This window comes from Tatumella saanichensis, from assembly GCF_000439375.1.
Lineage (GTDB): Bacteria > Pseudomonadota > Gammaproteobacteria > Enterobacterales > Enterobacteriaceae > Tatumella > Tatumella saanichensis.
In genome coordinates this window covers 70,274-95,288 of record NZ_ATMI01000031.1, presented here as the reverse complement: position 1 = coordinate 95,288, position 25,015 = coordinate 70,274, and the positions used below count along the sequence as shown (strand labels likewise).

27 protein-coding genes and 3 pseudogenes are annotated in these 25,015 nt (G+C 49.3%); 23 read left to right on the top strand and 7 right to left on the bottom strand.

Going from position 1 to position 25,015, the window contains the following annotated elements; genetic code table 11:
• Position 1 precedes the first annotated feature (1 nt).
• From DW47_RS0109335 to DW47_RS16355, 18 genes are all read left to right on the top strand, one after another.
• Positions 2-586: a hypothetical protein gene (locus tag DW47_RS0109335; RefSeq protein ID WP_029686160.1), complete on the top strand. Its 585-nt coding sequence runs from the start codon at positions 2-4 to the stop codon at positions 584-586.
• The gene (locus tag DW47_RS0109330; protein ID WP_038027449.1) at positions 583-1,011 is read left to right on the top strand and encodes a head decoration protein; all 429 of its coding nucleotides are present in this window, start codon (positions 583-585) and stop codon (positions 1,009-1,011) included. The genes DW47_RS0109335 and DW47_RS0109330 overlap by 4 nt, the downstream gene beginning before the upstream one ends.
• 101 nt (positions 1,012-1,112) lie before the next feature.
• On the top strand, positions 1,113-2,159 hold the full coding sequence (locus DW47_RS0109325) for a major capsid protein (protein ID WP_029686156.1): 1,047 nt from the start codon (positions 1,113-1,115) through the stop codon (positions 2,157-2,159).
• The gene (locus tag DW47_RS0109320; RefSeq protein WP_029686155.1) at positions 2,159-2,374 is read left to right on the top strand and encodes a hypothetical protein; all 216 of its coding nucleotides are present in this window, start codon (positions 2,159-2,161) and stop codon (positions 2,372-2,374) included. Before DW47_RS0109325 ends, DW47_RS0109320 begins: the two co-directional genes overlap by 1 nt.
• Complete coding sequence (locus DW47_RS0109315; RefSeq protein WP_029686154.1) at positions 2,364-2,702, top strand: head-tail joining protein; 339 nt, start codon at positions 2,364-2,366, stop codon at positions 2,700-2,702. Before DW47_RS0109320 ends, DW47_RS0109315 begins: the two co-directional genes overlap by 11 nt.
• The gene (locus tag DW47_RS0109310) at positions 2,699-3,241 is read left to right on the top strand and encodes a hypothetical protein (RefSeq protein WP_029686153.1); all 543 of its coding nucleotides are present in this window, start codon (positions 2,699-2,701) and stop codon (positions 3,239-3,241) included. Before DW47_RS0109315 ends, DW47_RS0109310 begins: the two co-directional genes overlap by 4 nt.
• 3 nt (positions 3,242-3,244) lie before the next feature.
• Positions 3,245-3,406: a DUF2635 domain-containing protein gene (locus DW47_RS16990; protein WP_038027446.1), complete on the top strand. Its 162-nt coding sequence runs from the start codon at positions 3,245-3,247 to the stop codon at positions 3,404-3,406.
• Positions 3,403-4,935: a phage tail sheath subtilisin-like domain-containing protein gene (locus tag DW47_RS0109300; protein WP_029686152.1), complete on the top strand. Its 1,533-nt coding sequence runs from the start codon at positions 3,403-3,405 to the stop codon at positions 4,933-4,935. The genes DW47_RS16990 and DW47_RS0109300 overlap by 4 nt, the downstream gene beginning before the upstream one ends.
• A gap of 9 nt (positions 4,936-4,944) precedes the next feature.
• The gene (locus tag DW47_RS0109295; protein WP_029686151.1) at positions 4,945-5,304 is read left to right on the top strand and encodes a phage tail tube protein; all 360 of its coding nucleotides are present in this window, start codon (positions 4,945-4,947) and stop codon (positions 5,302-5,304) included.
• Between the two features lies 1 nt (position 5,305).
• Positions 5,306-5,620, top strand: coding sequence for a phage tail assembly protein (locus DW47_RS0109290; RefSeq protein WP_029686150.1), 315 nt, complete (start codon positions 5,306-5,308; stop codon positions 5,618-5,620).
• 102 nt (positions 5,621-5,722) lie between these two features.
• Complete coding sequence (locus DW47_RS0109285; protein WP_152473155.1) at positions 5,723-7,546, top strand: hypothetical protein; 1,824 nt, start codon at positions 5,723-5,725, stop codon at positions 7,544-7,546.
• Between the two features lie 12 nt (positions 7,547-7,558).
• Positions 7,559-8,956, top strand: coding sequence for a DNA circularization N-terminal domain-containing protein (locus DW47_RS0109280; protein WP_029686147.1), 1,398 nt, complete (start codon positions 7,559-7,561; stop codon positions 8,954-8,956).
• The gene (locus DW47_RS0109275) at positions 8,949-10,022 is read left to right on the top strand and encodes a phage baseplate assembly protein (RefSeq protein WP_029686146.1); all 1,074 of its coding nucleotides are present in this window, start codon (positions 8,949-8,951) and stop codon (positions 10,020-10,022) included. The genes DW47_RS0109280 and DW47_RS0109275 overlap by 8 nt, the downstream gene beginning before the upstream one ends.
• On the top strand, positions 10,019-10,606 hold the full coding sequence (locus tag DW47_RS0109270) for a phage baseplate assembly protein domain-containing protein (RefSeq protein WP_029686145.1): 588 nt from the start codon (positions 10,019-10,021) through the stop codon (positions 10,604-10,606). The genes DW47_RS0109275 and DW47_RS0109270 overlap by 4 nt, the downstream gene beginning before the upstream one ends.
• Complete coding sequence (locus DW47_RS0109265; protein ID WP_029686144.1) at positions 10,606-11,070, top strand: phage GP46 family protein; 465 nt, start codon at positions 10,606-10,608, stop codon at positions 11,068-11,070. Before DW47_RS0109270 ends, DW47_RS0109265 begins: the two co-directional genes overlap by 1 nt.
• Entirely contained in the window at positions 11,042-12,193 is a 1,152-nt protein-coding gene (locus DW47_RS0109260) for a baseplate J/gp47 family protein (RefSeq protein WP_029686143.1), read from the top strand. The genes DW47_RS0109265 and DW47_RS0109260 overlap by 29 nt, the downstream gene beginning before the upstream one ends.
• Positions 12,190-12,789 carry a YmfQ family protein gene (locus tag DW47_RS0109255; protein ID WP_029686142.1) on the top strand — a complete coding sequence of 200 codons (600 nt, stop codon included), beginning with the start codon at positions 12,190-12,192 and terminating at the stop codon, positions 12,787-12,789. Before DW47_RS0109260 ends, DW47_RS0109255 begins: the two co-directional genes overlap by 4 nt.
• A gap of 31 nt (positions 12,790-12,820) precedes the next feature.
• The gene (locus tag DW47_RS16355) at positions 12,821-13,552 is read left to right on the top strand and encodes a phage baseplate protein (protein ID WP_051150885.1); all 732 of its coding nucleotides are present in this window, start codon (positions 12,821-12,823) and stop codon (positions 13,550-13,552) included.
• Between the two features lie 461 nt (positions 13,553-14,013).
• On the opposite strand, the gene DW47_RS17675 is transcribed toward DW47_RS16355, so the two are convergent.
• The 3 genes from DW47_RS17675 to DW47_RS0109235 all read right to left on the bottom strand — a co-directional run bounded on the left by DW47_RS17675 (position 14,014) and on the right by DW47_RS0109235 (position 16,023).
• Positions 14,014-14,619 (bottom strand): GIY-YIG nuclease family protein, encoded by a 606-nt coding sequence (locus DW47_RS17675; RefSeq protein ID WP_029686140.1) that lies wholly within the window; start codon positions 14,617-14,619, stop codon positions 14,014-14,016.
• 52 nt (positions 14,620-14,671) lie between these two features.
• Positions 14,672-15,121, bottom strand: a complete 450-nt coding sequence (locus tag DW47_RS0109240) for a bleomycin resistance protein (protein ID WP_038027443.1) — start codon at positions 15,119-15,121, stop codon at positions 14,672-14,674.
• Positions 15,122-15,639: 518 nt separating this feature from the next.
• A complete protein-coding gene (locus DW47_RS0109235) occupies positions 15,640-16,023 on the bottom strand; it encodes a hypothetical protein (protein ID WP_029686137.1) in 384 nt (127 codons plus the stop codon).
• Between the two features lie 328 nt (positions 16,024-16,351).
• On the opposite strand from DW47_RS0109235, the pseudogene DW47_RS16985 reads away from it, so the two are divergent.
• Positions 16,352-16,516, top strand: a pseudogene (locus DW47_RS16985) (NADP-dependent isocitrate dehydrogenase); the annotation flags it as partial.
• A 308-nt stretch (positions 16,517-16,824) separates the two neighbouring features.
• Positions 16,825-17,253 (top strand): pyocin knob domain-containing protein, encoded by a 429-nt coding sequence (locus DW47_RS0109220; RefSeq protein ID WP_029686135.1) that lies wholly within the window; start codon positions 16,825-16,827, stop codon positions 17,251-17,253.
• 27 nt (positions 17,254-17,280) lie between these two features.
• Here DW47_RS0109220 and DW47_RS0109215 read toward each other — a convergent pair whose 3' ends face one another.
• Both DW47_RS0109215 and DW47_RS0109210 read right to left on the bottom strand, forming a co-directional pair.
• The gene (locus DW47_RS0109215; protein ID WP_029686134.1) at positions 17,281-17,628 is read right to left on the bottom strand and encodes a DUF1493 family protein; all 348 of its coding nucleotides are present in this window, start codon (positions 17,626-17,628) and stop codon (positions 17,281-17,283) included.
• Positions 17,622-18,065, bottom strand: coding sequence for an STM2901 family protein (locus DW47_RS0109210; protein WP_029686133.1), 444 nt, complete (start codon positions 18,063-18,065; stop codon positions 17,622-17,624). Before DW47_RS0109210 ends, DW47_RS0109215 begins: the two co-directional genes overlap by 7 nt.
• Before the next feature lie 214 nt (positions 18,066-18,279).
• Between DW47_RS0109210 and DW47_RS16980 the strand changes: the two are divergent.
• The 3 genes and pseudogenes from DW47_RS16980 to DW47_RS17670 all read left to right on the top strand — a co-directional run.
• Positions 18,280-18,453 (top strand): annotated as a pseudogene (locus DW47_RS16980) (isocitrate/isopropylmalate family dehydrogenase); the annotation flags it as partial.
• A 619-nt stretch (positions 18,454-19,072) separates the two neighbouring features.
• Positions 19,073-20,695, top strand: coding sequence for a choline dehydrogenase (locus DW47_RS0109200; protein WP_029686132.1), 1,623 nt, complete (start codon positions 19,073-19,075; stop codon positions 20,693-20,695).
• Between the two features lie 171 nt (positions 20,696-20,866).
• Positions 20,867-21,554, top strand: a pseudogene (locus tag DW47_RS17670) (integrase core domain-containing protein); the annotation flags it as partial.
• 283 nt (positions 21,555-21,837) lie between these two features.
• Here DW47_RS17670 and DW47_RS0109195 read toward each other — a convergent pair.
• Both DW47_RS0109195 and DW47_RS0109190 read right to left on the bottom strand, forming a co-directional pair.
• Positions 21,838-23,178, bottom strand: coding sequence for a GntT/GntP/DsdX family permease (locus DW47_RS0109195; RefSeq protein ID WP_029686131.1), 1,341 nt, complete (start codon positions 23,176-23,178; stop codon positions 21,838-21,840).
• 471 nt (positions 23,179-23,649) lie between these two features.
• Positions 23,650-24,726, bottom strand: coding sequence for a dihydrodipicolinate synthase family protein (locus tag DW47_RS0109190; RefSeq protein WP_241430717.1), 1,077 nt, complete (start codon positions 24,724-24,726; stop codon positions 23,650-23,652).
• Positions 24,727-25,015 lie beyond the last annotated feature (289 nt).

Genomic DNA, 25,015 nt, shown 5'->3' with positions numbered 1-25,015 from the left:
GATGCCAAAAGTTTCACGTTTTGCCCACTTGCTGGGACTTCGTGCCATGGCCGGGGACAGTTCTCTCCGTGGTGATGAGGGAGACCGGGAAGAAGAGGACGCTGTACGTAAGGCCCGAAGCCGTAAGGTTGAGGAAGAAAAACAGGAAAAAGGGGCCGAAGACGAGGAAGAGGATGATGATGACTTACAGGGTGATGAGGACGGGGAAGGTCCTCAGGAAGATGAGGACCCTGAAGGTGAAAAAGATGGAGATGATGAAAAAGACCCACCGGCTGTAAAAAAAGGACGTCAGGCTGAACGCAGGCGTTGTGCCCGTATTTTCAGTAGCCGTTTTGCCGCCGTGGATCCGGCCCTCGCTGCGGCTATAGCTTTCGACACTGGGATGAGTTCTGCACAGGCGATCACCGTGATGTCATCCTCTCGCGCAGCCAATCAGGCAACGCCCACACCGACTAGGGTCACACTGGATGAACGTATGGCCAACGTACAGAAAATCCGCCTAGGACAAGACACCACACCCGCGCCAGTCAATACCGCTCAACGCATGGCAGCGCTTTACAACCGTGTAAAAGGAGTGAATACATGATCCCTTCTCACCTTTTTGGTCAGAACACTTGGGGGCCTCTGTCTCGGCAAGATAGCTTTATTCCTGACCAGCTGATCGCTGGGCCACTGCAAGTGGTGACCGACATCGCAACTATCGCCCGAGGAGCAGTACTGGTGCGCGGCAGCGTACTCGGCCTGATGGAGTCAAGCGGCCAATACCGGCTGTCTACCCGAACGGCAGAGGATGGCAGCCAAAATCCCAGTGCCATCCTGGTCGATAATGTCGATACCCGAGACGGGGAGGTCCGGGCCGGCGTCTATCTGATGGGTGAGTTTAACAGCCACTTCATTACTGCTGACATCTCATGGTCTGCACCGACGCTGCGCAGCGAGATGCGTAAATACAGCCTGTTCCTCAAAGATGCCGTCAGCGGTGCATTAGCGGCCGAACCCTCCAGCAGCTGATTTCCCAACTGTAAAGACTGACTCTTTTCCGCCTGCATTGACAGGCTGGGACTTCTTCGCCCTGAAACGACGGGAAACCTCAAATTATGAATGAACAGAACATGAACGTTTATGACACCGCAACGCTAGTCGCAGTAGTCCCTAATCTGATGGCTTCACAAAACTGGCTGCTTGATCGCTATTTTCCGAATGTGGTCACCAGTGATACCGAGTTTGTGTCTATTGATGTGGATGTTGGTCTGCGTCGGATGGCACCGTTTTGCTCGCCGCTGGTGGAAGGGAAAATGGTAGAAAGTCGTCGCTACCAGACGAATACCTTTCGCCCAGCCTACATCAAAGACAAGCGGGTACCGGATTTACGTAAGCCCATTCGACGTCAGATTGGGGAGCGGATCGGTGGAGAATTTACCGGGGCGGAGCGTGAGATGCTTAACATCCAGTTTGAGATGGAGGATCAGATCGATAACCTGAACCGCCGGCAAGAGTGGATGGCCGCCAGCGCTCTACTGAATGGCACAGTCACTATTGAGGGGGAAGGTTACGAGACCACGCTGGTGGATTTTGGTCGCGACAGTGAACTGACGATCACTCTCAGCGGCAGTGATAAATGGCCATTATCAGTGCCAGCAGGACAGACCAATACCCGTCCAACTGATGATATCGAACGTTGGCAGACGAAGGTGTTACAGAAATCAGGCTCGGTGCCCACAGATCTGGTGTTCACCAGTCTTTCTTGGAAGGCGTTTCGGCTTGATACCACACTGCACGATACCGCAATCACATTCCCTGTCCTCAACCCTTTTGGCAATCAGGTCAACCCCGGACCGCAGATCCAGACCGGTGCCGTCTACAAAGGTCGCTGGGGAAATTACGACTTATGGCTGTACAACGACTGGTTTATTAACCCGATCAGCGGTGAGGAAGAGCCTATGTTAGCGGATGGCGCGGTGCTCATGACGGGCCCAGCATTGATGGGGACAAGGGCGTACGGGATGATTTTGGACCCAGCCTTCAACTACGGTCCGATGGCTTATGCGCCGAAAACGTGGTTACAGGAAGATCCCGCTCAGAGGCTACTGTTGATGCAGTCTGCACCAATTGTCATCCCAAGCCGTGTTAATGCGGCCCTGTGCGCCAGGGTGGTGTGATGAAAACAAATGCCGAAAACCGTTCAGTGAATGGTGAGGACAGCCCACTGGAGGTGGTGGTCAGTAAAGGCCACACTCTCTATCACAATGGCCGCTGCTATCCGCCTTCCCAGCGTTTGCAGTTACAGGCAAAAGACGCCAGTCCTTTGCTGAATCGCGGGGTCGTGGTCCGCTATCAGGATCTGCTGGCACAGGTTTTACACCATGGGGATTGACTGGGATCGCCACTTACTTATCCCCCTAGAGAAGACCTTTGCAGAGCGGGTTAACTGGCGTCCCCGTCACGGCAATGGCGCTTATGATATCTCAGGTATTTTTGACCGTGCCTATTTGCAAGATGTCATTGCGGCTGAAGGCGATGATCCGAGACTGAACACCACTCGGCCAGTGTTGGGGGTCCGTGATGCCCTGTTCAAGGTCCCGCCACAACAAGGCGACCAACTATTTTTATACCGTGATCGCAGTCTGTGGGTGGTGTCCGATGTACAGCCTGACAGCCATGGTGGGTCAAAACTTCTCCTCAATCGGGTTAGGTCATCATGAACGCATCCTTTGTCCGTTCGCTGGTGGTGTCGTCTTTGAAAGGGAATACGCTCGCAGGAGAGCGCGTCTATTCCCCCAAAGACTGGCCGACCCGTTCATCGGATTATCCGGTATTGCTGGTACAAACTCCCTATGAAGAAAAACTCTCCATGGGCCGCAATGCGCCTCAGTTCACCACGACCACCACCATACGTATCAGCGGGCGGGTAGAGACGTTTGACGGCGCGTCACCCGATGGCGCTGTACAGGCCGAAGCCTCTCTGGAGCAATTACGCGAACAGATCGACCGCTCAGTGATCAATAGCTATCAACTGACTCAGAGCCTTCAACAGTTCAGGGCAGTCCGCTCGGCGATCGAAATCAGTGCAGCAGGAGAAGGGCATACCGGCCAACTGATTTACGAGATTGATGCGGAGTACTTCCAAGGGCCGGAGGACTTCTTCCCGGTAACCCCTAACCTTATCGACGAAGCTGCTATCACTGTCAGTATGCCAGACGGTAGCGTCTCGCCGGTGGTAGTGATCCCGTTAAAGGAGTGACATGTGAAAGTGAAACTAACACCTGGGCGGGCTGTACGTGACCCGCAGACAGGTGAGCTATTACCTGCAACCCGCTCGGCAGAGGTGCCGGATACTGCTTTCTGGCGCCGCCGTTTACGGGACGGTGATGTCAGCCGTACCACTGATTTACGGAGAGAAGACTGATGGTCGCTTTTTCAACGATACCCGAAAACCTGCGTACGCCTTTATTTTTTGTGGAGCTGGATAATTCGATGGCGAATACAGCTTCTGCCGCACAGCGTACTCTGCTGATCGGACAGATGCTGGCGGATGCCTCTATCAGTTCAGACATACCCTTGCAGGTCTCCTCTGCTGAGGAAGTCGCCGGTCTGTGTGGTCGCGGCTCGCAGTTGCATCTAATGATGCAGGCTTATCTTAAGAATGACAGTTCTGGTCGCATCAGTATTTTACCGCTGGCTGACCCAGGTGAGCCGACATCATCTTCTCCATTACCTGAAATGATCACCGCCACAGGCGGCCTACGTATTACCGCAGTCCCTGATACCACTGGCATATTATCCCTGTATATCGGCGGTGTACGAGTCCAGGTAACACTGCGTGCCGGCCTGACGCTGGTGCAGATTGCTGCCGATATTGTTCAGGCTATCAACCGGACGGCATCATTGCCGGTCACTGCGATACAGTCTGCCGGTAGTGGTGAGATCCAGTTGACAGCCCGTAATGCGGGTGCCGCGGGGAACAGTATTCATTTGGGGATCAATCTGGTCGGATTACCGGCCGGAGAAGTGCTGCCTCCGGGGCTTGGCATTACTCTGACACCCTTTAGCGGTGGGATAGGCGCACCTTCACTAGAGGAAGGCTTGGCTAATCTCGGTGATACGGCTTTTGATTTTATTGTCTGCCCTTATAACGACAGCGTTTCGCTGGACTGCCTGAAAGGCTTTCTCTCAGACAGTGATGGTCGCTGGAGTTGGTCCCAGCAACTGTATGGCCATGTATTCTGCTGGGCGGGGGGAAGCTATGGCGAGCTGACCGCCCGCGGTGAACTGCGAAATAATCAGCACGAGTCTTTAGCAGGGATGGCGGGTTCCCCGACACCGGACTTTATCTGGGCGGCAGCAATTGCCGGTGCCGTTGCAACCAGCCTGCGCAATACCCCGATGCGTCCACTACAGACCCTGACTGTTAGTGGTGTCATGGCCCCAGTTGAGGCTGAACGGTTTACCCTTACTGAGCGTAATAACCTGCTGCACAGCGGCATCTCCACTCTCAACGTCGATGACGACGGTACGGTACGTATTGAAAACTTGATCACCACATACCAGACCAACCGTTATGGCGCCGAGGACGATAGCTACCTGCAAATTGAAACCCTGTTCCTTCTGATGTACATCAACCGCTATCTGAAGTCTCAGATCACGTCAAAATTTGCTCGGATGGCACTGGTCAAGGACGGTACCCGTTTTGCCACCGGCCTTGCGATCGTTACCCCGGCCGTTATCCGTGCTGAACTGATTGCCGAATACAGCGACTTGGTGTTCAACGGTTATGCCCAAGATAGTGCAGGCTTTGCCGCAGGGCTGATTGTTGAGCAGAACAGGACCAATCCAAACCGTATCGATGTGTTATGGGACGGTATCCTGCCGTCACAACTGAGGGTATTTGCGGTACTTAATCAATTCCGTCTGAAAAGTACGTCAGCCAACCTTTAAGGAGCAGTCATGAACAACCTTCTGGCAGGTACCGCGTCGGTGACGGTAGGCGGTCTGACCATCATGGTAGCCGGTAAATTCAAATACCGGCCATCAAAACTCAAGCGAACCACCTTGTCCGGAATGGATGGTGTGCATGGCTACAAAGAAGAATACGTGCCCGGACAAATTAGCTGTGATGTGCGTGACAGCGGAGGGACCACCGTGGCGGATTTTAATAGCCAAACCAACGTCAATATAGTCGCTCAGTTGGCCAACGGAAAAATCATCATCGGCAGTGGTATGTGGACGGTGGACACTCAGGATGTGAGCAGTGAGGACGCGACTTTTACTGTCACATGGGAAGGACGTGAGGTAACGGAGAACTGATATGGATAATCTACCTGAAGCAAGTCTGACGATCTCACTGGATAAGGCGATAACGACCCTCAATGGCCGAGAGTCTTGGGAAAGTATCACTCTGCATGAACCGAACTTCAGTGAAGTGGAAGCGTTTTATAAAGAAGCACGGGCCTCGAGTGAGTTCACGGCGATGGCCTGTTTGATCGCTACAGTCTCAGGGATCAACCTGATGGCCATCAAAGCATTGCCCATCCGTAAATTTCGCGATGCACAGGGATACATGCTGGATTTTTTGAATTACTTCCCGGACAAGGAGAGTGGGAAGATACCCTTGCCGACGTAACCTTTTTCTGGAAATGGGGGCCAAATGAAGCAACCCGCTTACCCTGGAGCCGCTTACAGTTCTGGTACCGGCAGGGGCTACGTATCAATCGGATGAGGGGCCATGATGGCGGATAATACCTTTGGCTTTGAACTGCGGGCAGATGATCAAGCGTCCGCGGTTCTGCGTAACATCGGGGAACAGGTCGAGGCCCTGCAACCAGAACTGTTAAAAGCACAGGAAGGCTTAGCGCTGGGAGGACGGGAAACACAGGACGGTTTATCAGTGTTTGGTTTGCAGTTTCGTGATCTCAGTCGGTTAGCCAAGGAGAATGTGCAGTTATTTGGGGATATGGTTCCTCCGTTAAAAAATGTCTCTGCGCTAGGCGGAATGTTTACAGGTAACGCGCTGAAATTCGGGGCGATCGGCGCCTTAAGTTACGGGGCAGTTAAGGGGGTTTCTGCGCTGGGGACTGCCATGAATGCCGCAGCAGGTGAGGCATATTCTCTAGAAGTTGCCGCCGGCAATGCAGGCATGTCAGTGCAAGACTTTTCACAGCTCTCTGGCGCCATGCGTCTACTCGGGACGGACAGCATGCAGGCACAGTCGGCGATTGAAGGGTTGTACCGTGTGTTCAATGACGCTGTCCAGGGTCGTAACAGCCAGGTGTTGGCAGTCATGTCACAGTTGAATGCTCCCATTGCACGGCGCGCTGATGGCACCGCTGATGTCCTTAAAACAGTCGAGTCATTGGCTAGCCGATTTACGGCACTGGCTCCGCAAAATCAGAAGACTGCTGCGGATGCTCTCGGGCTCGATGCCAGTGGACTGCAGCTACTGCGTGAAGGTGTCCGGCTTAAAACATTGCTGACCAAGGCCGAGAAGGTCGGCTTGACTGCCGATCCTCAGCTCACCGCGCAACTCAGTGATTTTAGTCGAGCCACCACGGAGGCTGGGGCCGCATGGGAGGGGCTGAAACAGCGACTTTCACAGGGGCTGTACAGTTTTTTACTCTCCGATGGCTCAGTCAGCGATATGATTAAAGGGGCCACTGATGTGATGGCGAATGGGCCGGATAATATTGCTCTGATGCACTTATCTGGCCTGAGCCCAGGGGATGATGCTGAGCAGTTGCGCGAAGGCTATTCTGAACCAGAGTTTATGGACTCTCTGAGTTTGAAGGATAAGGTCATGCAAGATTTTGGCCTGATGAGTGACGGCTACCGACAAAAATATCGCCGTTATTTTGGGCTCAAGCGTCAGGCAATGATGCTGAGTGATGATCTCTCCACGGTCGTTGAGCAGACCGCCAGTGATCCTGCCACAAAGACTGAGAAACCTTCCGAGCAGGCACGCTCAGTGCGTAACAATAACCCTTGGAATCTTCGCTATGCTGGTCAGCGTGGTGCCCGCCAAGCGGACGATAATTTCGCTGCATTCTCCACCCCTGAAGCGGGACTGCTGGCCGCCGACCGACAGTTGCAACTTTACGCCAGCGGTCAGTCCAAGGCCGCAGGAGGTATCCCCCTAACCAGTTTGCGCAGCATTATCTCCGTGGCTTCTCCGCCAGAAGAAAATAATACTGAGCAGATGGTACGAGATGCCAGTCGTGAGCTGCAGGTCTTACCGGATCAACGACTCAACTTATCAGATCCCGCGGAGCGGTCGCGGGTTCTGAATGCGCTGTTCGACCGAGAGGGCAATAATCCTTGGTCCCCTGAACAGATCGAGCAACTTATTACGCCCAGTAGGGCATCTTCCTCGCTGATCACCCCTTCACAATCTTCAGACAATGTACCGGCGCAACAGATGACCGAGCAGTTGGCCACTGCGTTGAGAGAGACGGGGGTAAAGGTAGAGCTGACATTAATTAATGATCAGACCGGCGAGCGGCGGACGCTCACTGGAAGCGGCAGTCGCGTGACCACCGCCATGACATTTCCGTAAGCAGGAGACAATATGAGCATAACGGGAGATGCCCTGTTTGCACTGACACAGAGCACGGATCAGGCGCAGAGTGTGTATCCCGCCTCATTCCGTGGTGTTCCATTTGCCGTCACCGCCAGTGAAAGCCAGTTTGGCCGACGCCAAGCGATTCATGAGTATCCAATGCGGGATAGGGTATGGGTGGAAGATTTGGGGCGGGGTACCCGCCGGATCACTCTGCAAGGTTTTATCATACGTAACAGTCGGATCTACAACGCTCCTGACCTTTTCACCCAGCGTGACATGCTGGTGGCTGCCTGTGAGGCTCAAGGCAGTGGCACATTAATTCATCCTACCCTCAATGCCTTAACGGTCAGTATTCCAGCCGGTGGACTTAAGTTACGCGAAGGGGCCGATCAGGGCGGTTGCATCAGCTTTACGCTGACCTGTGTGGAGGAGGGGCGAAAATCCTTTGCCCTCACCGGAGCTGAGCCCGCAGACAGTACTCTTGAACAGAGCTGGCTGTCGACAGTGACGACCGCGGCAGCCTCGGTCATTGCTGAGGTCAAAGGTGAAGCCCTAACCGTCAAACAGGCGGCAACCACACTTTCCAATACTCTGGCTTTTTGGACAGAATTCATCTCTGGCGCCGCGCGCGAGGCCACAACGCTGTCCGGATCACTGACCTCGACGTTTGGTAATTTACGTTTTGGCCGCGACTGTAATGGTGATGTCGGCGGCAGTATCTCCGGACTTACCGGTAAAGTCATACCTTCACCGCAGCCATTCAACTATGCACGCATTGTAGCGGATAAGAGTGCTCAGATTGTCCGTGCAAGAACTCGTATCGAGACATCATTATCCGAATTAGCCAAAGCACGTGATATCACTGCGGTACCCGAGGCGGTCACTTCTCTGATCGTCACACTCCTTGATGCTGTACCTTCCCAGCAGGACCACTTGGAATTATTGGAAAACATGATGTCTGGGCAGGCTTTCGACAATACCTATTACAACGATGTCTCAGCTCGACGCATGGCCGCAGCAGTAAAGGCATACCTAAAGATTATCAGTGCGGCTGCTTTTACACGTGAAGCGGTTAATGTCGCGCAATCTGGTCTAGTGGTCACTCAGCAAGTTTTTCAGCGCGGCATTGCTGCATTGGATACCGCCAGTGTGCTGGCCAGTGAGCATGGACAAGATCGTTTATGGGAGTGCCTTGAGATTTTTCGGGAAAACTTCACTCAGGTCATGCTCTCGCACGGCCTCGAGGCGAGGCATTTCAACAGGGTATTTACCTCATCATTACCGGCACTGGTGATGGCTGATCGGATCTGGCATGACGCAGACCGCACTGGTGCGCTGGTGCTTTCTGAGGACCCCATTCACCCAGCGTTTATGCCAATAGCGGTGGAGGTCAATAATGGCTGACGCTAATGACGAATTGGTCCTTGAGACCGGCGGGCGGGCGATCCAAGGATGGGACAGAGTCTCCGTCACTCGGGGCGTTGAGCGCTTACCGTCTTCATTCAGCCTCAGCCTGCTGGACCTATACCCTGGCAGCGATGAGATACAACGTGTCCAAGCTGGCGAGGCATGTCGGGTTTTGTTAGATGATGACTTGGTGCTCACAGGCTATATCGATCGTTGGGCGCCAGCACTTACTTCTGGACGGCATGAGATCCGTGCCAGCGGCAGGGGGAAATGCCAAGATTTGGTGGACTGCAGTGCCGAGTGGCCATCGAATGTTATCAGCCAGGCGGATGCTTTGGGGATTGCCTCACGACTGGCCGCACCCTATGGCATCACTGTCACGACAGACATTAGCGACCGGCGCCAGGTACCTCAGTTCACATTAAATTGGGGGGAGTCTGCTCAGGAGGTCATTGATAGAGTGTCACGATGGGAAGGACTCCTGTATTACGACCTGCCGGACGGTAACTTGTTCTTGACCCGGGCTGCAGACACTAGGATGGCGAGTGGGATCCAGGAAGGTATCAATGTCGAGCGTGCTTGGTATGAAGAATCCATGGATCAGCGCTTTTCTGATTATACCGGCATCTCGATGAACTTTACGCCGATCGGAGAGGCGGGGAGTGCAGGTTATGATGCCGTCACGCAGGCCACTGCTCGGGATCCACAAGCGGCATCGATGCGCTATCGGAACCGTATTGTGCTGGTGGAAAGTACGCTGGTGGCCCGTGATATGGCGACTGAGTGCATCCAGTGGGAAATGAACCGACGTTACGGCCGTTCACGCAGCCTGCGGGTCGTGACCGACAGTTGGCGTGACAGCACGGGTCGCTTATGGCAGCCAAATACCCTGATCCCGGTCAGTTTGCCCACTCTGGGGGTGGCCGAGCAGGATCTGCTGTTGGGCGAAGTAACTTATCTGCGTGATAACAGTGGAACACATGCAGAAATGACCCTTCTCCCCCCGGCAGCCTTCTCTGTTCAACCTTATGCCTTTTATTCCAACCTCATGGAGCTTACATGAATGATGCACTAATACGGTTATACCGTCGGATTAGCATGCTGGTGGGGATAGGGCGTAGTACCGGTGTGGCAGACGACAGTGGTAGGGCACAGACATTGCAATACACGACGCCTTTGGATGTCAGGGGGGATACGCTGCGTATGACTGAATTTGGCTTTTCCTCAGGCCTGCCTGTGGGGAGTGATGTGCTAGTTTTGAGTCTTGGCGGGGACCGTTCAAGCCAAGTGGTTATTGCCAGCCATCATGGAACGACACGTTTTACCCAGTTAGCAGCAGGTGAAACGGTTATTTACGACGCACAGGGGAAGTCAGTTCTGCTCGGGAAAGACCAGCTTACGGTGAACTGTGCCGGACAGGATATCCAGGTAATGGCAGCGCGCACGGCTACGGTCACTGCCAGTGAACGGGTGCGGCTAGAAACCCCTCGACTGGAATGTTCGGGAGATATTGTCGATCACTGCGACACAAATGCGGTGACGCTGAAAATGCTGCGGGACGCCTACAATGTCCATGGGCATGATGTCCGAAATGTTCAGTCCGGAGACGGCACTGTTACCAGCGACAGCACCAATCAGGAGGTCTGATGCCGGATATTCGTACTGTCTGGTTGACCGACAGCGGTTTTACTGGCTGGCAAGAGGCTGGGCATGATCTGAGCGCGGGGGACGATATCGAAACATCGGTACTGTTGAGTCTATTCAGTGACCGTAGAGCAGCCCCTGATGATGTCACGGATGATGGCGAACGCCGCGGGTGGTGGGGGGATACGGGTAGCGAGATTTCTCTGGGCTCGCGGCTGTGGATGCTAAGGCGCAGCGTATTATCTGCAGCGGTTGCCGCCAACGCTGAATTTTACGCGAAGGAGTCACTGATGTGGCTGGTGGACGATGGTGTGCTATCGGATGTCAGCGTCACTGCGGTGATCCGTTGGCCAGACCGTCTGATACTGAACGTCAACTTATTCTGGCCAAATGACAATCGGCAGGAATACAGCTTCAGATGGCTGTGGGGAGAAAACAATGCCTTACCAGAGACCAACACTCAGTGAGCTACGAAGCCGGAACCGTAATTTTATCCGTTCAGAGCTTGAAAACACCGGCGAACTGCTGAGGTTTTCTAATCTCGGGATCTTGGCGGATATGGATGCAGGGATGAGCCATTTACATTTTGCGTATCTTGATTGGATTGCACGACAGAGTAATCCTTTCACTGCTGAGGATGAATGGCTTGCCGCCTGGGGGGCCCTGAAAAATATCTACCGTAAAGATGCCAGTGCTGCGCAGGGGGACGGTGTGCTTTTCAACGGCACCACTGGAAGTACTGTCGCTACAGGCAGTCTTCTTAACCGGAGCAATGGGATGCAGTACAGGCTTGATGCAGCAGTTACGCTTGATACTGATGGCATAGGTCTTGGCGACGTAACGGCCTTGTTCCCGCCCAATGACAGTACTCTCACACCAGTAGACGGTAATGCTGCGGCCGGTACGCAGCTGGTGCTCGACCAAGCCGTTCCCGGAATAGACAGCAGCGCTACGGTGACACAGCCACTTACCGGTGGGGCTGACATGGAAAAGGAACAAGACTTTCGTCGTCGTGTGCTGCGAGCCTTCCAGACTGAGGCCGAAGGCGGCAGTGAAAGTGATTATCGCCGCTGGGCATTAAGCGTCCCCGGGGTGACACGTGCTTGGGTCAGCCCACGTCTGCTTGGCGCGGGTAGTGTTGGTCTGTACATCATGTGCGACGGTGATGATCGGGCTAATCAGGGTTTCCCCGAAGGCACTGATGGTGTGGCTACTCAGGAAACCTATCTTTATGCCAAAGCTACGGGCGATCAGCGTCGTGTTGCCGACAGCGTATTTATCCTCAGGCCGGTGACAACACTTGTTTGGGTCTGCTCCCCATTAAAAAAAATCATTGATTTTGATATTGGCGGTATTCCTCAGGCAGATGCTGACACCGTTGCGGCCATCAACGATACCATCGATCAGGTCTTTTTTGAAAATGGAGAGCCTGGCGGAAAAATCTATCTCTCAGATCTTAATCAGGCATTAGGCAGTCTCCCCGGTGCGCGAGGGTTGGTACTCAATTCACCTTCCGGAACCATCATCTCGTTAAGTCCCGGGGAGCTTCCGCTGCGTGGGAACGTGATTTTTTCAGGAGACCGCAAATGAGCCGCTACAGCCGTCAGGAATATACACGGGCATTGGGGCTGTTATTACCGCCGGGAAAGGCATGGTGTCATCCCACCGGCTCTGTGCGGGCACGCGTATTGGCTGGTATGGCGAAAGCCTTTGAAGCCAGTGATCGGGCTGCACTGGCATTGTTGCGTAATGCGTTTCCAGCAACCGCTGGCTCCTTACTGACTGACTGGGAACAGGCCCTAGGGCTTCCGGATGATTGTGCTATCGGTGAAATGAACACCATCGCATTGCGACGTATCGCAGTGGTCATAAAACTTACCAGTAACGGGAGTTTGTCCGCCGCTGCACTTATAAGACTTCTGCTGTGGTCCGGGTACCGCATCACTGTGACTGAGTTTCGTCGTGCGAGATGTGGGTTATCTGCCTGTGGAGATCCCCTAAATGGCGATGATTGGCCACAGGTCATACAAATAAATGTGCCGGAGACCACTGTTCGTTGGGCGGTGTGTGGACAGGCACACTGCGGTGATCCGCTGCGCACTTGGGGTAACAGGACACTGGAGTGCATCCTTAAACGTCTGATGCGCCCGGACTGTATTCTGCGCATTAATTACCTCCCTGCGTAAACTCCCACTCATTTAACTCGGAGAAGACAGCATGCATAAAATCGGTGATCTGACAGACACTGCGGACGCAAACGGAGAGTTCACTGACGGCAATGTGGCGGGTAATGTACAGCCAACGGAACTAATGGGACAGTGGTTCACTACTGTGCAGCGCGAGCTGCTTGCTGTGATGGCTGCGGCCAATATAGAAACCGATCTGAATGACGATGCACAGATAGTCACCGCCATTAAGCAGATGATCACCAGCGCCAGTACCTCCGTTAATTCCATTTATCCTGTCGGTATCGTAATGTTCTTCGCCCAGAGTCGAAATCCGAATGAGCTCTTCCCTGGAACGAACTGGGAATATATCGGTGAGAATAAGACTATTCGGCTGGGACTACAGGACGGCACCGATGTCATGACAACTGGTGGCCGCGACCAGCTTGTTCTTTCTAGAGGCAACCTGCCGGCAGAGAGTCTCGCCTTTGGGGGGAGTACTGAGGTTACAGAGCTGGGTAACCGTACTACCGATGAGCAAGGAGAACATACTCACGGCTGGGGGCGGGGTATGCAGAAATCAGGTGGTTCAGATCAACCAGTGGCCTTCAATGAGGGGAGCGATTTTGGGACCACCTCGCCGGCGGGGGATCACCGCCACAATATTGAATTGGGTGGTCATGCGCACGACTTCTCCGGGCGAACAGAAAATCTGGGTAATAATGACGCTGTAGATATCACGAATACCTTCATACGGCTTTTGGGATGGTATCGGACCGCCTAAAAATCTTCATAAACCGGTTTAGCACCAGCGTTGAGCCGGCTTCTACTCACTCCTCAGTAAAATCTTCGATCGACCCCTCGTCACAACACACACTAAAAGGTTGAACCTGTAGGTCCAACCTCCTTCCTAAGACATAAACTCTACCAACTCCACCTCTGATACATCCTATTTCACCAGAACAAGCTTCTCTCTACTAAACTGACAGCCCCATGCGAGACAGAGAAGGGCAACAGATCAGTCTTGGGTCAACGGCTTCGTCAATAAGTCCCCTTTTTAAGCTTTTCAAGACAATTTCCCCCTCTCTGGCACAACCAGTCATTTCTCTGCATAATCATTCAACGATGCTAAACTAATCAGGTCCTATTGAGTGGCTTTGGGCAGAGGAAACGTTAAGATTTTACTGCTAAATCTTGCATTGAGTGACGTAACGGATTTTCCGGTGCGCGCAAGATTGCATTATGTTAAGTCATTAACTTTTTTAGCTTCCTACTCAGGCCTGTCTCATTAGCAATATCCATCGCTTTAGCGTCAGTCATTGCTTTCCTTCTTATTGCTGAAAGTAATGGCCCGAAAGCATGTTTATTATCTTTTATGTTTAGTGGAAGGGATGTGCTAGATATCAGGTGTTCTTCTAAAATCCATGGCTCACTATGTGGTATCCAGCAAACCTTTGCGTTGTTTCCCATCCACTCATCCAGCCACTGCTCACCTGGATGAGTAAAGGTCGTCCTGTTTCCTGATCCCACCCGGCGCAGAGGATAGTTACTTTCTGTAGATAGCAGGACGCCAAGGGTTCGACGTAGTGTCGATCCTTCAGCGTTTCCACTGTAATGCGTTTTTATACGGGTTCTTAGATTCGCTCGACTGTTAGGTTTGCCCTTTTTATCCGGAGATATACCGACATACAGCAGTGTGTAACCATCCATCGTAACGCAACCATCTAACGGAACCCCTGATGGTATGTTTTCGAACCACCAAAAATAGACACCACTAACAGCGGGTACAGGACAAGGTGAGCACATGACTTCATCACGGCTCCATAGCTTTGATGGATAAAAATCAAACATGTTATTCCCTGCGTTTAAGAAGACGTTATGGCAAATACGGGCGATACTCATACTACAGAGGAGAATCTAGATTCTCTGTTTTTTTTACTGTCCGTTTTCCAAGGTTTTGATAAAAACGAAGTAGGTATCCATCCGGATCTGCAACGATGAACTGACGATTACCGCTTTCTTCAGCACCCACACGATACCAGCGGTCCTCCACGGGAAGGTAAAGGCTAATTCCATGCAGAGACAGTGATTCTAAGAGGGGGGCAACCGAAGGTACCCGTATCTGAACATTGAGTCCTTTTCCAAATGGGTAGCTGCCGGGCTGATGTCCTTTATCAAACGTCCGTCCTTGCCCTATCTGGTCGATCATCAGTTCTGCTTCACCCAACTTTAGGTAACAGAATCCTTCGTCAGTGCGTTCGTAGAGGCATTCAAAGCCAAGAACATTGCAGTAAAACTTTTTTGAAGTACGCCAGTCAGAGACGGCAAATTCTGGCACGAGAGCACTGCTCATGATGATAACTCCGTTTCTATCTTAGTTGTTGCTCAACTAGTACAGTATACAGCGCGTGCGTTGAATTTCTAAGCCCGGGGATTCGATGCGTTGTTCGGTGGCACCTAGAGAATAAGGTCAGGAAATGCTGACAGGTCTGAATCATATAATCATCGCTGTTAGTGATGTACCAAACAGCTTCAATTTTTAGGTAAATACGCTTGGCGTCTCACCTAGATAAGATGGCGTCGTGGGGCTTATCTTTCTCTAGGCGAGCTTTGGCTATGCCTTTCTGCTGATATACCCATGCCCGTGCAGGAATAGACAGATTACGCATACAGCATCCCTTCCCATAAATTTGATTAATTTCCGGAATTGGAGTTACACGCAGGTATTGGAGTGACGCATGGAAAGGCCACAGTGCATCCGTAAAAATCCGGAAGCACTGCTTACTCTGAAAGGGTTTATTGTAACGACCCGTCTCGGTTCACTAACGACTTGGACTTAGACAATTCCTGACTGTCGGTGCTGGTGTGAGGTTATTTTTTATGATATTTAATTCCGATTGCAATCACTGCTAGCAGTACTATAATTGCTAGAGTACAAGATAAAAAAGCGGCACCTGGCATATGAATTTTTACAATTAATTTTTCACCATAAGCACTATTAGAGAATTTAGAGATAGGGTCAATGATGGAAATTACAAGGGCACAAGTTGCCAAGGCGAAATTCCATGTCCTTTCGTCTTCCTCGCTATCACAAATGGGTTTTACTCTACTTCTTAATAGTAATATAAGAGCTGTCAAGGTGAAAATTATATTGCCAATGAATTTATACGATTCATAATCACCGATCGACCAATAGAAATACAGTGCTGTATATAAAACTGATACTATGCTAACAATAATAGGCATTCTAGCCATTTAATTACCCTTTGTTATTACATGAGAATCAATTGTACAACTATGAAATAATTTCATCTATAAAAATTTCTTCAATACCCGTTGCTGCCTGAATCATGGCTCTGTAAAGACGCACCAATCGTCAGAATGGGCAGCCAGCTTCAATCCACTGAAGACCAGCCGAATCTGGAGCCTGACGACGATGACGAGGTTGAAGGCATGACGGCGACAATCCTCCATCAAGAAGATGATAAAGAGAATATTAAATTTATCGATCCGAATAACTGGCGTGAGCTGACTATAGGGCATGTTCAGAAAGGCCATCAAGCGCCTGTAGATAGTCAAATCTATGCTGCGTCACCTCGGCTGGACCGAAGCGGCTGACTTAATCATTAAAGGAATGGAAGGGGCTATCGCCGCCAAAACCGTGACCTACGATTTCGAACGTCTGATGGACGGCGCTAAGCTGCTGAAATCCTCAGAATTCGGTGACGCGATTATCAGCCACATGTAATCCCCCTGCATCATCATACTTAATCACGGGTTCAGAAATGGACCCGTGTTTTTTGTGCCTGTCACCCCATTCCCCAAAAATTCCCCAAAACTGTTTCACTTTATCTTTTTAAGCCCATGAATTGTATGCGAAATTCAGGGCTGCTTTCCCCAAAATTTTCCCAAAAGTATTTAACTGTATTTAACTGTGTTTCACTTATAGGGAGGTTAAGGGGCTGATTTAAAAGGGAGAGGGGGATACTTACAGGTGAGGGAACGGCGACAATCAGTGTTACTGGCGATATTTCAGGTAAAAGTGCCAGTCGGGTTGTGAAAGTCACTGCCGCACCGGTGGTGTCTGATTATCTGGCAATCAAAAATAACATGTCTGAAATCGCCGAGGTGGGTGCAGAGGCACAGGTTGAATCTCAGAAGAATCTGGGGCTGGGCGAACTGGCGACGAAGGATTCGCTAACGGCGAAGGAAACCGGTGCTGTGCCTGTGGCTGACAAAACGCTACCCGCAGGCACCGATCTGAATGGCATAACCGCATCTGGTCAGTATTTCCAGAATGTGACCAGTAACGCGACTTTGTTGCTTAACTATCCAGAACCTGTGGCCGGTGTACTGGTTGTCTACAGTTCCGGGGTCGATATTGGTGGGTGCAGGCAGGTTTACATGCCTTATAATTCGACAGTCGAATATCGGCGGTATGCATTTGTTGATCCGCTGGTGTATTCTGCATGGAAAGCGTATTGATGAAGTGCCGGGTAGCCCCGGGCATTGTTAATCGTATAGCCAGCGACCCGCTTTAGCTGATTCGATCAGCATACCGAGTGTTAAAGGTTTGGCTGATACTTCAGGGACCTTTTGTGATTTTGGACGGAGCCAGTTAGGCAGTATGCCTTTTTCGTAAGGCCAGTATGTAATAAAGTTGAATCCAGTACTATCAACAGTAAATCGCTGAAAATAGCTCTGCATAATTTCGTGGCCTGTCTCCCTTGCCCAAGGATACCTGCCTGTATTTATGCTAGTTTCCGGTGTCAATATCGGGGTCGTTTTGGCAAACAGTGGCTTGGTATTGTAGGCCGTTTCATACCATCGAAGGACGGCTGTTTCGATATCTATCACCATATACGGTCATCCTTTCTTGCAATCCGATTATATGCACTGACGGTGCGAAATCCTATTTGCAAGACGTCATTCATCACAAAGGCAATCCCAAGAATTGGTATCCAACGCCCTGTAAAAGCGCCTAAGTTATTCACATAACTAAACCGTAAGTTCTTAATGCTTTCATTTGTCAAAGTGGGCCAACGATTAACCCGAAACTTTAACCAACGCCTAAGATTCTCACTAAGGATCGATGTTCCCAGTGTTGCTCCTACGGGCTTCCCTCTTGTACTTTGGGTGGGTTGACCCAGGATGATAAGAGCTAATGCCATAATATCACTTGCACCTAGCCGCTTCTGTGCTTCTTCAAGAAATATGAAGAAAAATAGTTCACCGGGTGTCAGATTAGTTAATCCCTTGTAGAAGTATGTACCGTTTAGCTCTTCAACTGTATCCATATATCCATCCTTGATTACATGAGTCGAGTACAAAGTCTAAACAGATTCCTGACCAGGCACAAACATGAGACGAGTTTTTCAGATAACAGATCGCTTCCCCAAAACTAAAGCTAACTATTTGTAATTTCGACTGTAACTTTATGTGTGCTAGTGTTGTTTTGCGGTGTGCTTTTGCGATAAAAGCAGTATTGAATCAGTCTGTTAACGCAATTTCTCAAATGTGATGCTGCGTCACCTCGGCTGGACCGAAGCCGCAGACTTAATCATTAAGGGAATGGAAGGAGCTATCGCCGCCAAAACTGTGACCTATGACTTCGGACGTCTGATGGACGGCGCTAAACTGCTGAAATCCTCAGAATTCGGTGACGCGATCATCAGCCACATGTAATACCCCCCCATCATCATACTTAAGCACGGGTCCAGAAATGGACCCGTGTTTTTTGTGCCTGTCACACCGTTCCCCAAAAATTCCCCAAAACTGTTTCACTTTATCTTTTTAAGTCCATGAACTGTATACGAAATTCAGGACCGCTTTTCCCAAAACTTTTCCAAAAGTATTTCACTGTATTTAACTGTATTTCACTTATAGAGAGGGTAAGGGACTGATTTTTGGGGGAAGGGGGGTGACACTTCGGGTGGAGAGGGAGAGGTAGTTTAGAAGAGTTATTTGTGGGATGGGTTTGGGGGTATTTTTTGATTGGGGGAGGGGGTATATGCAAATCGCGGAATCTGGAGTGCTAGAGGTTCTCTAAAAATTGATGGGTCGTTTTGCAGGGATGCTTACATTGGATAGTTTCTCAGTTAATCCCAAAAGCACCCACTTGAATCTGTACGTTTCCTTCAATCAGAGCTAGGTCTCAACGAGGGGGCCTTCATAGGAAATTGTTATGTTTCACATTTTTTTAAAAAAGTGCTTAAAAGATAAATCACACATGGTATACGATATACTCTACGGTGAGTGTTGATTTTTATATGCAGTATGTATGCGTTATACACTGAGGCGGATTATGACTACGAATACAATTTTTGATTACATTGTTGTGGGGGCGGGTTCAGCTGGTTGTGTGGTTGCAAATCGCCTCAGCGAAAACGGGAAGTTCACAGTACTCCTACTGGAAGCAGGAAAAAGCCACAAAAGTATTATTTTGGATATGCCGGCGGCGTTGGGCTTGCCTTTGGAAAGCACCAAATTTAACTGGGGATTTAAGAGCCAGCCTGATGCCGGAGTAAACGGTAATATCAGTGACCAGCATCGTGGTCGAGTACTAGGGGGTTCTTCTTCCATTAATGGAATGGTATTTGTTCGAGGAAATCCTCGCGACTTTGATCGCTGGGCTGAAGCTGGCCTGCCAGACTGGAGCTATAAGCACTGCCTGCCGTATTTTAAAAAAATGGAAACTTACGAGGGTGGGGGCGATGAGTTCCGCGGCGGAGAGGGACCGATGCAGGTTCATAAATGTAACGCCGACAATCCTCTTTACGAAGCCTTCTTGGGCGCCGGGCAGGATTACGGTCTGGTGTTCAATAAGGATCAGAATGGTAAAAGCCAAGAGGGTGTGAACATCGCCCAGTCCAGTACCTTCAAGGGGAATCGGTGGAGTACTGCCCGTGGATATCTGGATCCTGCACGTAACCGTAAAAATCTAACGATTCACTCTTCTGCGCATGTCAGACAGATTAAAATAGTGGGTAAGCGTGCAACAGGTGTGGAATATCTGCATGAGGGTAAACCAGTTTCAGCGGAAGCACGTAACGAAGTGATCCTGAGTGCTGGTGCGTTCGGTACACCTCAGCTCCTGATGATTGCTGGGATCGGGGACGAAGCAGAACTTAAGTCTCACGATATTAAGGTTGTTCATCATCTGCCAGGGGTTGGTCGCAATCTGCAGGATCACGCGGCGGTTCCTATCCAGTACAGCACGACGCGCAATGTGTCACCGACATTCCAGCTATCAAGCAAAATTGGCAGAGGGTACGTGGGGGCTCGCTGGTTACTAGCAAAATCCGGTTTGGGTACGTCAAACTACTTTGAAGTAGGGGCGTTCTTTAAGGGTAACGAACAAGTTGAATATGCAAACCTGCAGCATGAGTTTTTCCCAATGATCGGTGAGTTTTACAGAGGTGAAGCTCGAATAAATCCAGGCTTTCAGTATTTCACTAGCGTTATGCGTCCTGAGAGCCGGGGACATGTTACCCTGAAATCTAAAAATCCTCTTGACGCTCCCGTTATCAAACTGAATTTCTTAGATAAGATTGGTGATCTTGAGCAATTGCGTGAAGGTATTCGTACTACACGCGAGATGATTGCTCAGAAGTCTTGGAACGCGTTGAGGGGTGTTGAAGTAAGCCCAGGTATTGATATTCAGAGTGATAAAGAGTTAGAAGGTTGGATCCGAGCAAATGCAGGCACTGGATATCATGCCGTTTCGACCTGTCGCATGGGTTATGATGAAATGGCTGTAACGGACAATGAAGGCCGTGTACATGGTGTTCAGGGCTTACGTATCATCGATGCGTCACTGATGCCTTATCTGACAACGGGTAATACTAACGCACCTACAATCATGATGGCCGAAAAATTAGCTGATAAGGTTCTGGGAAAGGCTTTACCCCCAGCTCTAATTGAGTGATAGACAATAAACTCAAGTAATATAATCTCATATCCAAGCGGCACATTGTTGCCGCTTTTTCTTTTTAAATTATATTGTAAGCATCCCTGCCAAAGAAACTATCCACCTTTAGAGATCTTCCGACATACTAAATAGGTTCCCTGAAGGAGATCGCTATGCGTAAAGTTCGACTTGCTTATCGCCGTTTTGAAGTCTGTTGACGCTGGTCGAACGGTGCAAAGTATCTGCTGCGAGGCCGAAATTTCAGAAGTTAGCTGTTACAGTGGGAAAGCTAAATACAGCGGAATGGAAGCCTCTGATATCTGGAATATCAAAGACCTGTAAGATAAGCGCCAGCGTCTCGAACAGATGTTCGCTGATCTTAACCTTGAGGATCTTGCGCTGAGAGACGTTATCGAATCAAGCGTTAAAACCAGTCACAAAGCGTGAGTTCACTCATTATCTGATATCGCAGTTTATGTAAGTGTACAGGACATTATCACTGAGCAGGACGGCATTTTTCTACAAATTGGAGACACGGTGGAAGTCCTGACAGATCGAGATGAACGCTATCCGCGATGCGTTTTTAATAAGATTTTTCGGGTCATTCACCGTCGAGATCACATATGGAATTATAAGCGGGTTGCTAAAGCTGAGGATGGATAACGGGCCGGAATTTATTTCATTGACCTTGGCTTAATGGGCTGAAGATAAAGATATACAGTTGGATTTTGTTGTGCCGGTAAAACCCACTCAGAATGCTTTTACTGAACGTTTTAGGCGAACATACAGGACTGAAATACTGGCTTTTTATCTGTGCAGAACACTGAATTAAGTACGGAGAATCAAAGAACGCTGGCTGACGGAATATAACAGCGACTAGCCTTATGGGCCCTTTAATAATCTGACGCCTGTAGAATACCGGCTTATGGCTGAAAAAAAACCGAGGCCTGAAAAGTGTCTGGGACTATAGCCGTTCTACTTACAATATGGTCACAGTTAAGTGTGATATCTAAATGATATTTCGGCTATAGCCCACTATATACTTGTCATCAAAATTACTGATGGAGAAAAAATGGAAACTAACCGCCTGTTAATGGACGGTCAGTCTCCTTATAGTTCCAAATTTAGAAACGTATACTCTCAGCTGGGGCAACCATCAATTATAATACGTATTGAATAAGCATAGCTCCGCTTAAACCGACAAGTGATGCGATCATTGTTGCTGCAGAGATGCTTTTAATGGCCCCGGCAAGTGAGAGCCCCAGATACTCTTTACCTAACCATATGAGACTATCTGTAAACTGCACAAAACCTAATCCGCCGCTGCCAATGGCAATAGTCAATGCTACAGGGCTGAGTGCAGCATTGCTTTGGAGGAGTGGTAGTACTATTGCCGAAGAACTCAGCATTGCAACAGTAGCAGAACCCACGGCAAGATGAATTAACCCGGTTAACAGCCAAGCAAGAAGAATAGGGCTCACAGGCAGATTACCAATTATCACACTGAGAGTATGGCTAATCCCACTGGCGGTGATGACGCCGTTGAATGCACCTCCGGCTGCAATGATTAACATCACATTTGCAATCTGCTTGTAGCTTTCACCGGTTAAAAAACCCAACTTGTTTAGGGAGGAGCCTTTTGACAGTCCCAGACTCCAGTAGGCAAAGAGAACCGATATTAGCAAGGCTGTAAACGGATTCCCGATAAACTCAACTGTCGACCGTAATACATTGTCTGCTGGTAAAACAGCTTCAAAGATTGTTTTGCTCATCATCAGCAGCAATGGAAGAAGGATAGTAAATAATGTTATCCCAAATCCAGGTAGCTCTCGAACTTCTGTCATTGGTTGCTGTGTTACAGAGATTGACTTTACTTTGCCCTGGCTTTCTTTTCGGGTAATAAATACCACATAACTTGTCGCGATCAGTGTACAAGTAAGTGCGATCGGCAAACCAAACAGGATCACCTTGCCGATATCAGCGTGAAGAATTTCAGTGACCGCAGTTGCCGCAGGGTGTGGAGGCAGAATGCAATGGATAGCATGAAGTGAGATGAGGAGTGGTACGCCAACACGCATTCGTGACATACCAGCATTTTTTGCAACTACTGCGGCAAGGGGAGCCATCAATATAAAACCAACGTCAGAAAAGATTGGAATCCCCACCACAGATCCAAGCACGGCCATCACCCATGGTGCATTGTGTTTACCGGCTCTGTTCAAGAGTGTACGAGCAATTTGCTCCGCGCCACCGGAATCATCCAGCATCTTCCCTAATATGCCACCAAAAGCCATTATCAGAGCCAGAAAGGAAAGTGTGCTTCCAATACCGTCTTCAAGCGTGGACACGAGTTTATCCAGGGGGATTCGAGTTACCGTTCCCAGAAATATGGCTGATAGAATCAACGCTATACTTGCATGTATTTTTAGTCGAGCAATGAACATGACAAGAAGAAAGATTGACAATAATAAAAAACCAATAACTGTTGAAGAAGATTCCATTTTTAATTCCTAACTAATACAGTTCAAATAACTAGATCATGATTTGAAATGTGAAACTCATCCGATATAAGCGATGAGAGCGATGTTGGTTTGTTAAATGTTTCTATTTATTAATCAGAGATCAATTGATGGTTTTACTACATAATTTAAAAAGCAACGTCACTTGCTTTTTAAATAAGTGCATTCAGACTACCACAGAATTAATTAATAGGTTAGAGGTGTTTTGGATAAAAGTATGGATTGTTCCATCTTATTTTCTTATGGATGATGTGTTGTATTAGTCGATGCGTTGATCTTTTTTGGGGGATGGTTAGGTAAGAGTTAATTATATTCGAGAGATTTTTTAATATAGAGTGGATTATTTTAAAAGCGGATTTTTCTATGAGCAGGAAGGTTAATCTAGAGGGAGGTTAATAATAGCTAATAAGAGGTGGATGATTTTACTCACCACCTCTAAAAGTATGTTTGATATTACTGAGGTTTATATTCTCTCACGGTTCCTGACTGATTGCTCCAGGATGCATACCATGTATCAAACAGTGACAGCTGAGCTTCAACGTAGCCGCGCTGACTGTCAGTCAGTGCATCGCTTGAGTTAAAGTGCAGGGTATATTCTTTGTGGCCTTTTAAGACCATCATATGTTTGAAGTACAATACTAGATCTGGGCCTGTATCAAAGGAAGATAGTACCGCCAGGCTGCTTTCTAATTCCAGGGCCAGAGTACGAGCTTCAACATTACCTTTTGCCGCGGCTTTAGAAAGGTTGCACAGGTGCAGAACCTCTTTTGGCAATACATTACCGATACCAGTGATCGCACCGGTTGCGCCACAGTTAATGAATCCGTGAACCACTTCGGTATCAACACCAATCATCAGGGTTACGTCATCTTCACGGCTAGTAATGTTTTCTGCTGCATAGCGCATATCTTCTGCGCCACCGAATTCTTTGAATCCGATCAGGTTAGGATGTTCTGCACGCAGCGCGAAGAACAGGTCGGCGCGGGTCGCAAAGCCATAGTAAGGGCTGTTGTAAATAACAGCGGGTAAATCCGGAGCAGCTGAAAGGACCGCTTTGAAGTGCTCTTTCTGAGCTGAGATAACTGAAGCGCGAGATAAAACGCGAGGGATAACCATCAGACCTTTTGCACCTACACGTTGAGCGTGCGCCGCGTGAGCTGCTGCTGATGCTGTGTTCACAGCTCCGGTACCGACAATTACTGGAATACCGGCTTCAGCCAAACGAGCAACGCCTTCCATACGCTGTTCATCTGTCAGCAATGGCCAGTCACCCATTGATCCACAATAGACAACAGCAGACATACCCGCAGCAATCAGTTCTTTACCTTTACGAACCAATGCATCGTAATCGGGAGTTCTGTCCGGATTGCATGGTGTCATCAGAGCCGGGATCACACCCGAAAAAATATTGGTTTTCATATAAATCTCCAGTCGTAAGAAGAAGTATCGCTCCGGTTCAGCATGCCCCCCTATCTGAAAGAAAGTAGGTTGTGCAATAACTTCAAGCGATCTATGTAATACAACAATCATCGTCGATTGTCAGAATTTGAAAATTGAACACCGCTAACTAGTATATCGTATACGGTATAATATGTTACATAACGCCTTAGTATGTCAATGGAGTTTAATCATTATCGAGAGATATAACATAATATTATATTTCGACATAATAATTGGTCACGTGGCATGATTTTAGTGCCTCGTTATTAATCATTATATAAAAGTATGTGATCCCAATCTTATTTAGGAAAACATAAATCTGTCGCTCAAAAGCGTTATAAACCTTCCTGACAGTTGGAACTAATTAAGTTTTCATCCC

Coding starts and splice junctions, on each gene's coding strand:
- DW47_RS0109335 (WP_029686160.1), top strand. CDS start 2: ATGCCAAAAGTTTCACGTTTTGCCCACTTGCTGGGACTTCGTGCCATG.
- DW47_RS0109330 (WP_038027449.1), top strand. CDS start 583: ATGATCCCTTCTCACCTTTTTGGTCAGAACACTTGGGGGCCTCTGTCT.
- DW47_RS0109325 (WP_029686156.1), top strand. CDS start 1,113: ATGAACGTTTATGACACCGCAACGCTAGTCGCAGTAGTCCCTAATCTG.
- DW47_RS0109320 (WP_029686155.1), top strand. CDS start 2,159: ATGAAAACAAATGCCGAAAACCGTTCAGTGAATGGTGAGGACAGCCCA.
- DW47_RS0109315 (WP_029686154.1), top strand. CDS start 2,364: ATGGGGATTGACTGGGATCGCCACTTACTTATCCCCCTAGAGAAGACC.
- DW47_RS0109310 (WP_029686153.1), top strand. CDS start 2,699: ATGAACGCATCCTTTGTCCGTTCGCTGGTGGTGTCGTCTTTGAAAGGG.
- DW47_RS0109295 (WP_029686151.1), top strand. CDS start 4,945: ATGAACAACCTTCTGGCAGGTACCGCGTCGGTGACGGTAGGCGGTCTG.
- DW47_RS0109290 (WP_029686150.1), top strand. CDS start 5,306: ATGGATAATCTACCTGAAGCAAGTCTGACGATCTCACTGGATAAGGCG.
- DW47_RS0109285 (WP_152473155.1), top strand. CDS start 5,723: ATGATGGCGGATAATACCTTTGGCTTTGAACTGCGGGCAGATGATCAA.
- DW47_RS0109280 (WP_029686147.1), top strand. CDS start 7,559: ATGAGCATAACGGGAGATGCCCTGTTTGCACTGACACAGAGCACGGAT.
- DW47_RS0109275 (WP_029686146.1), top strand. CDS start 8,949: ATGGCTGACGCTAATGACGAATTGGTCCTTGAGACCGGCGGGCGGGCG.
- DW47_RS0109270 (WP_029686145.1), top strand. CDS start 10,019: ATGAATGATGCACTAATACGGTTATACCGTCGGATTAGCATGCTGGTG.
- DW47_RS0109265 (WP_029686144.1), top strand. CDS start 10,606: ATGCCGGATATTCGTACTGTCTGGTTGACCGACAGCGGTTTTACTGGC.
- DW47_RS0109260 (WP_029686143.1), top strand. CDS start 11,042: ATGCCTTACCAGAGACCAACACTCAGTGAGCTACGAAGCCGGAACCGT.
- DW47_RS0109255 (WP_029686142.1), top strand. CDS start 12,190: ATGAGCCGCTACAGCCGTCAGGAATATACACGGGCATTGGGGCTGTTA.
- DW47_RS16355 (WP_051150885.1), top strand. CDS start 12,821: ATGCATAAAATCGGTGATCTGACAGACACTGCGGACGCAAACGGAGAG.
- DW47_RS17675 (WP_029686140.1), bottom strand. CDS start 14,619: ATGTTTGATTTTTATCCATCAAAGCTATGGAGCCGTGATGAAGTCATG.
- DW47_RS0109240 (WP_038027443.1), bottom strand. CDS start 15,121: ATGAGCAGTGCTCTCGTGCCAGAATTTGCCGTCTCTGACTGGCGTACT.
- DW47_RS0109235 (WP_029686137.1), bottom strand. CDS start 16,023: ATGGCTAGAATGCCTATTATTGTTAGCATAGTATCAGTTTTATATACA.
- DW47_RS0109215 (WP_029686134.1), bottom strand. CDS start 17,628: ATGGTGATAGATATCGAAACAGCCGTCCTTCGATGGTATGAAACGGCC.
- DW47_RS0109210 (WP_029686133.1), bottom strand. CDS start 18,065: ATGGATACAGTTGAAGAGCTAAACGGTACATACTTCTACAAGGGATTA.
- DW47_RS0109200 (WP_029686132.1), top strand. CDS start 19,073: ATGACTACGAATACAATTTTTGATTACATTGTTGTGGGGGCGGGTTCA.
- DW47_RS0109195 (WP_029686131.1), bottom strand. CDS start 23,178: ATGGAATCTTCTTCAACAGTTATTGGTTTTTTATTATTGTCAATCTTT.
- DW47_RS0109190 (WP_241430717.1), bottom strand. CDS start 24,726: ATGATTGTTGTATTACATAGATCGCTTGAAGTTATTGCACAACCTACT.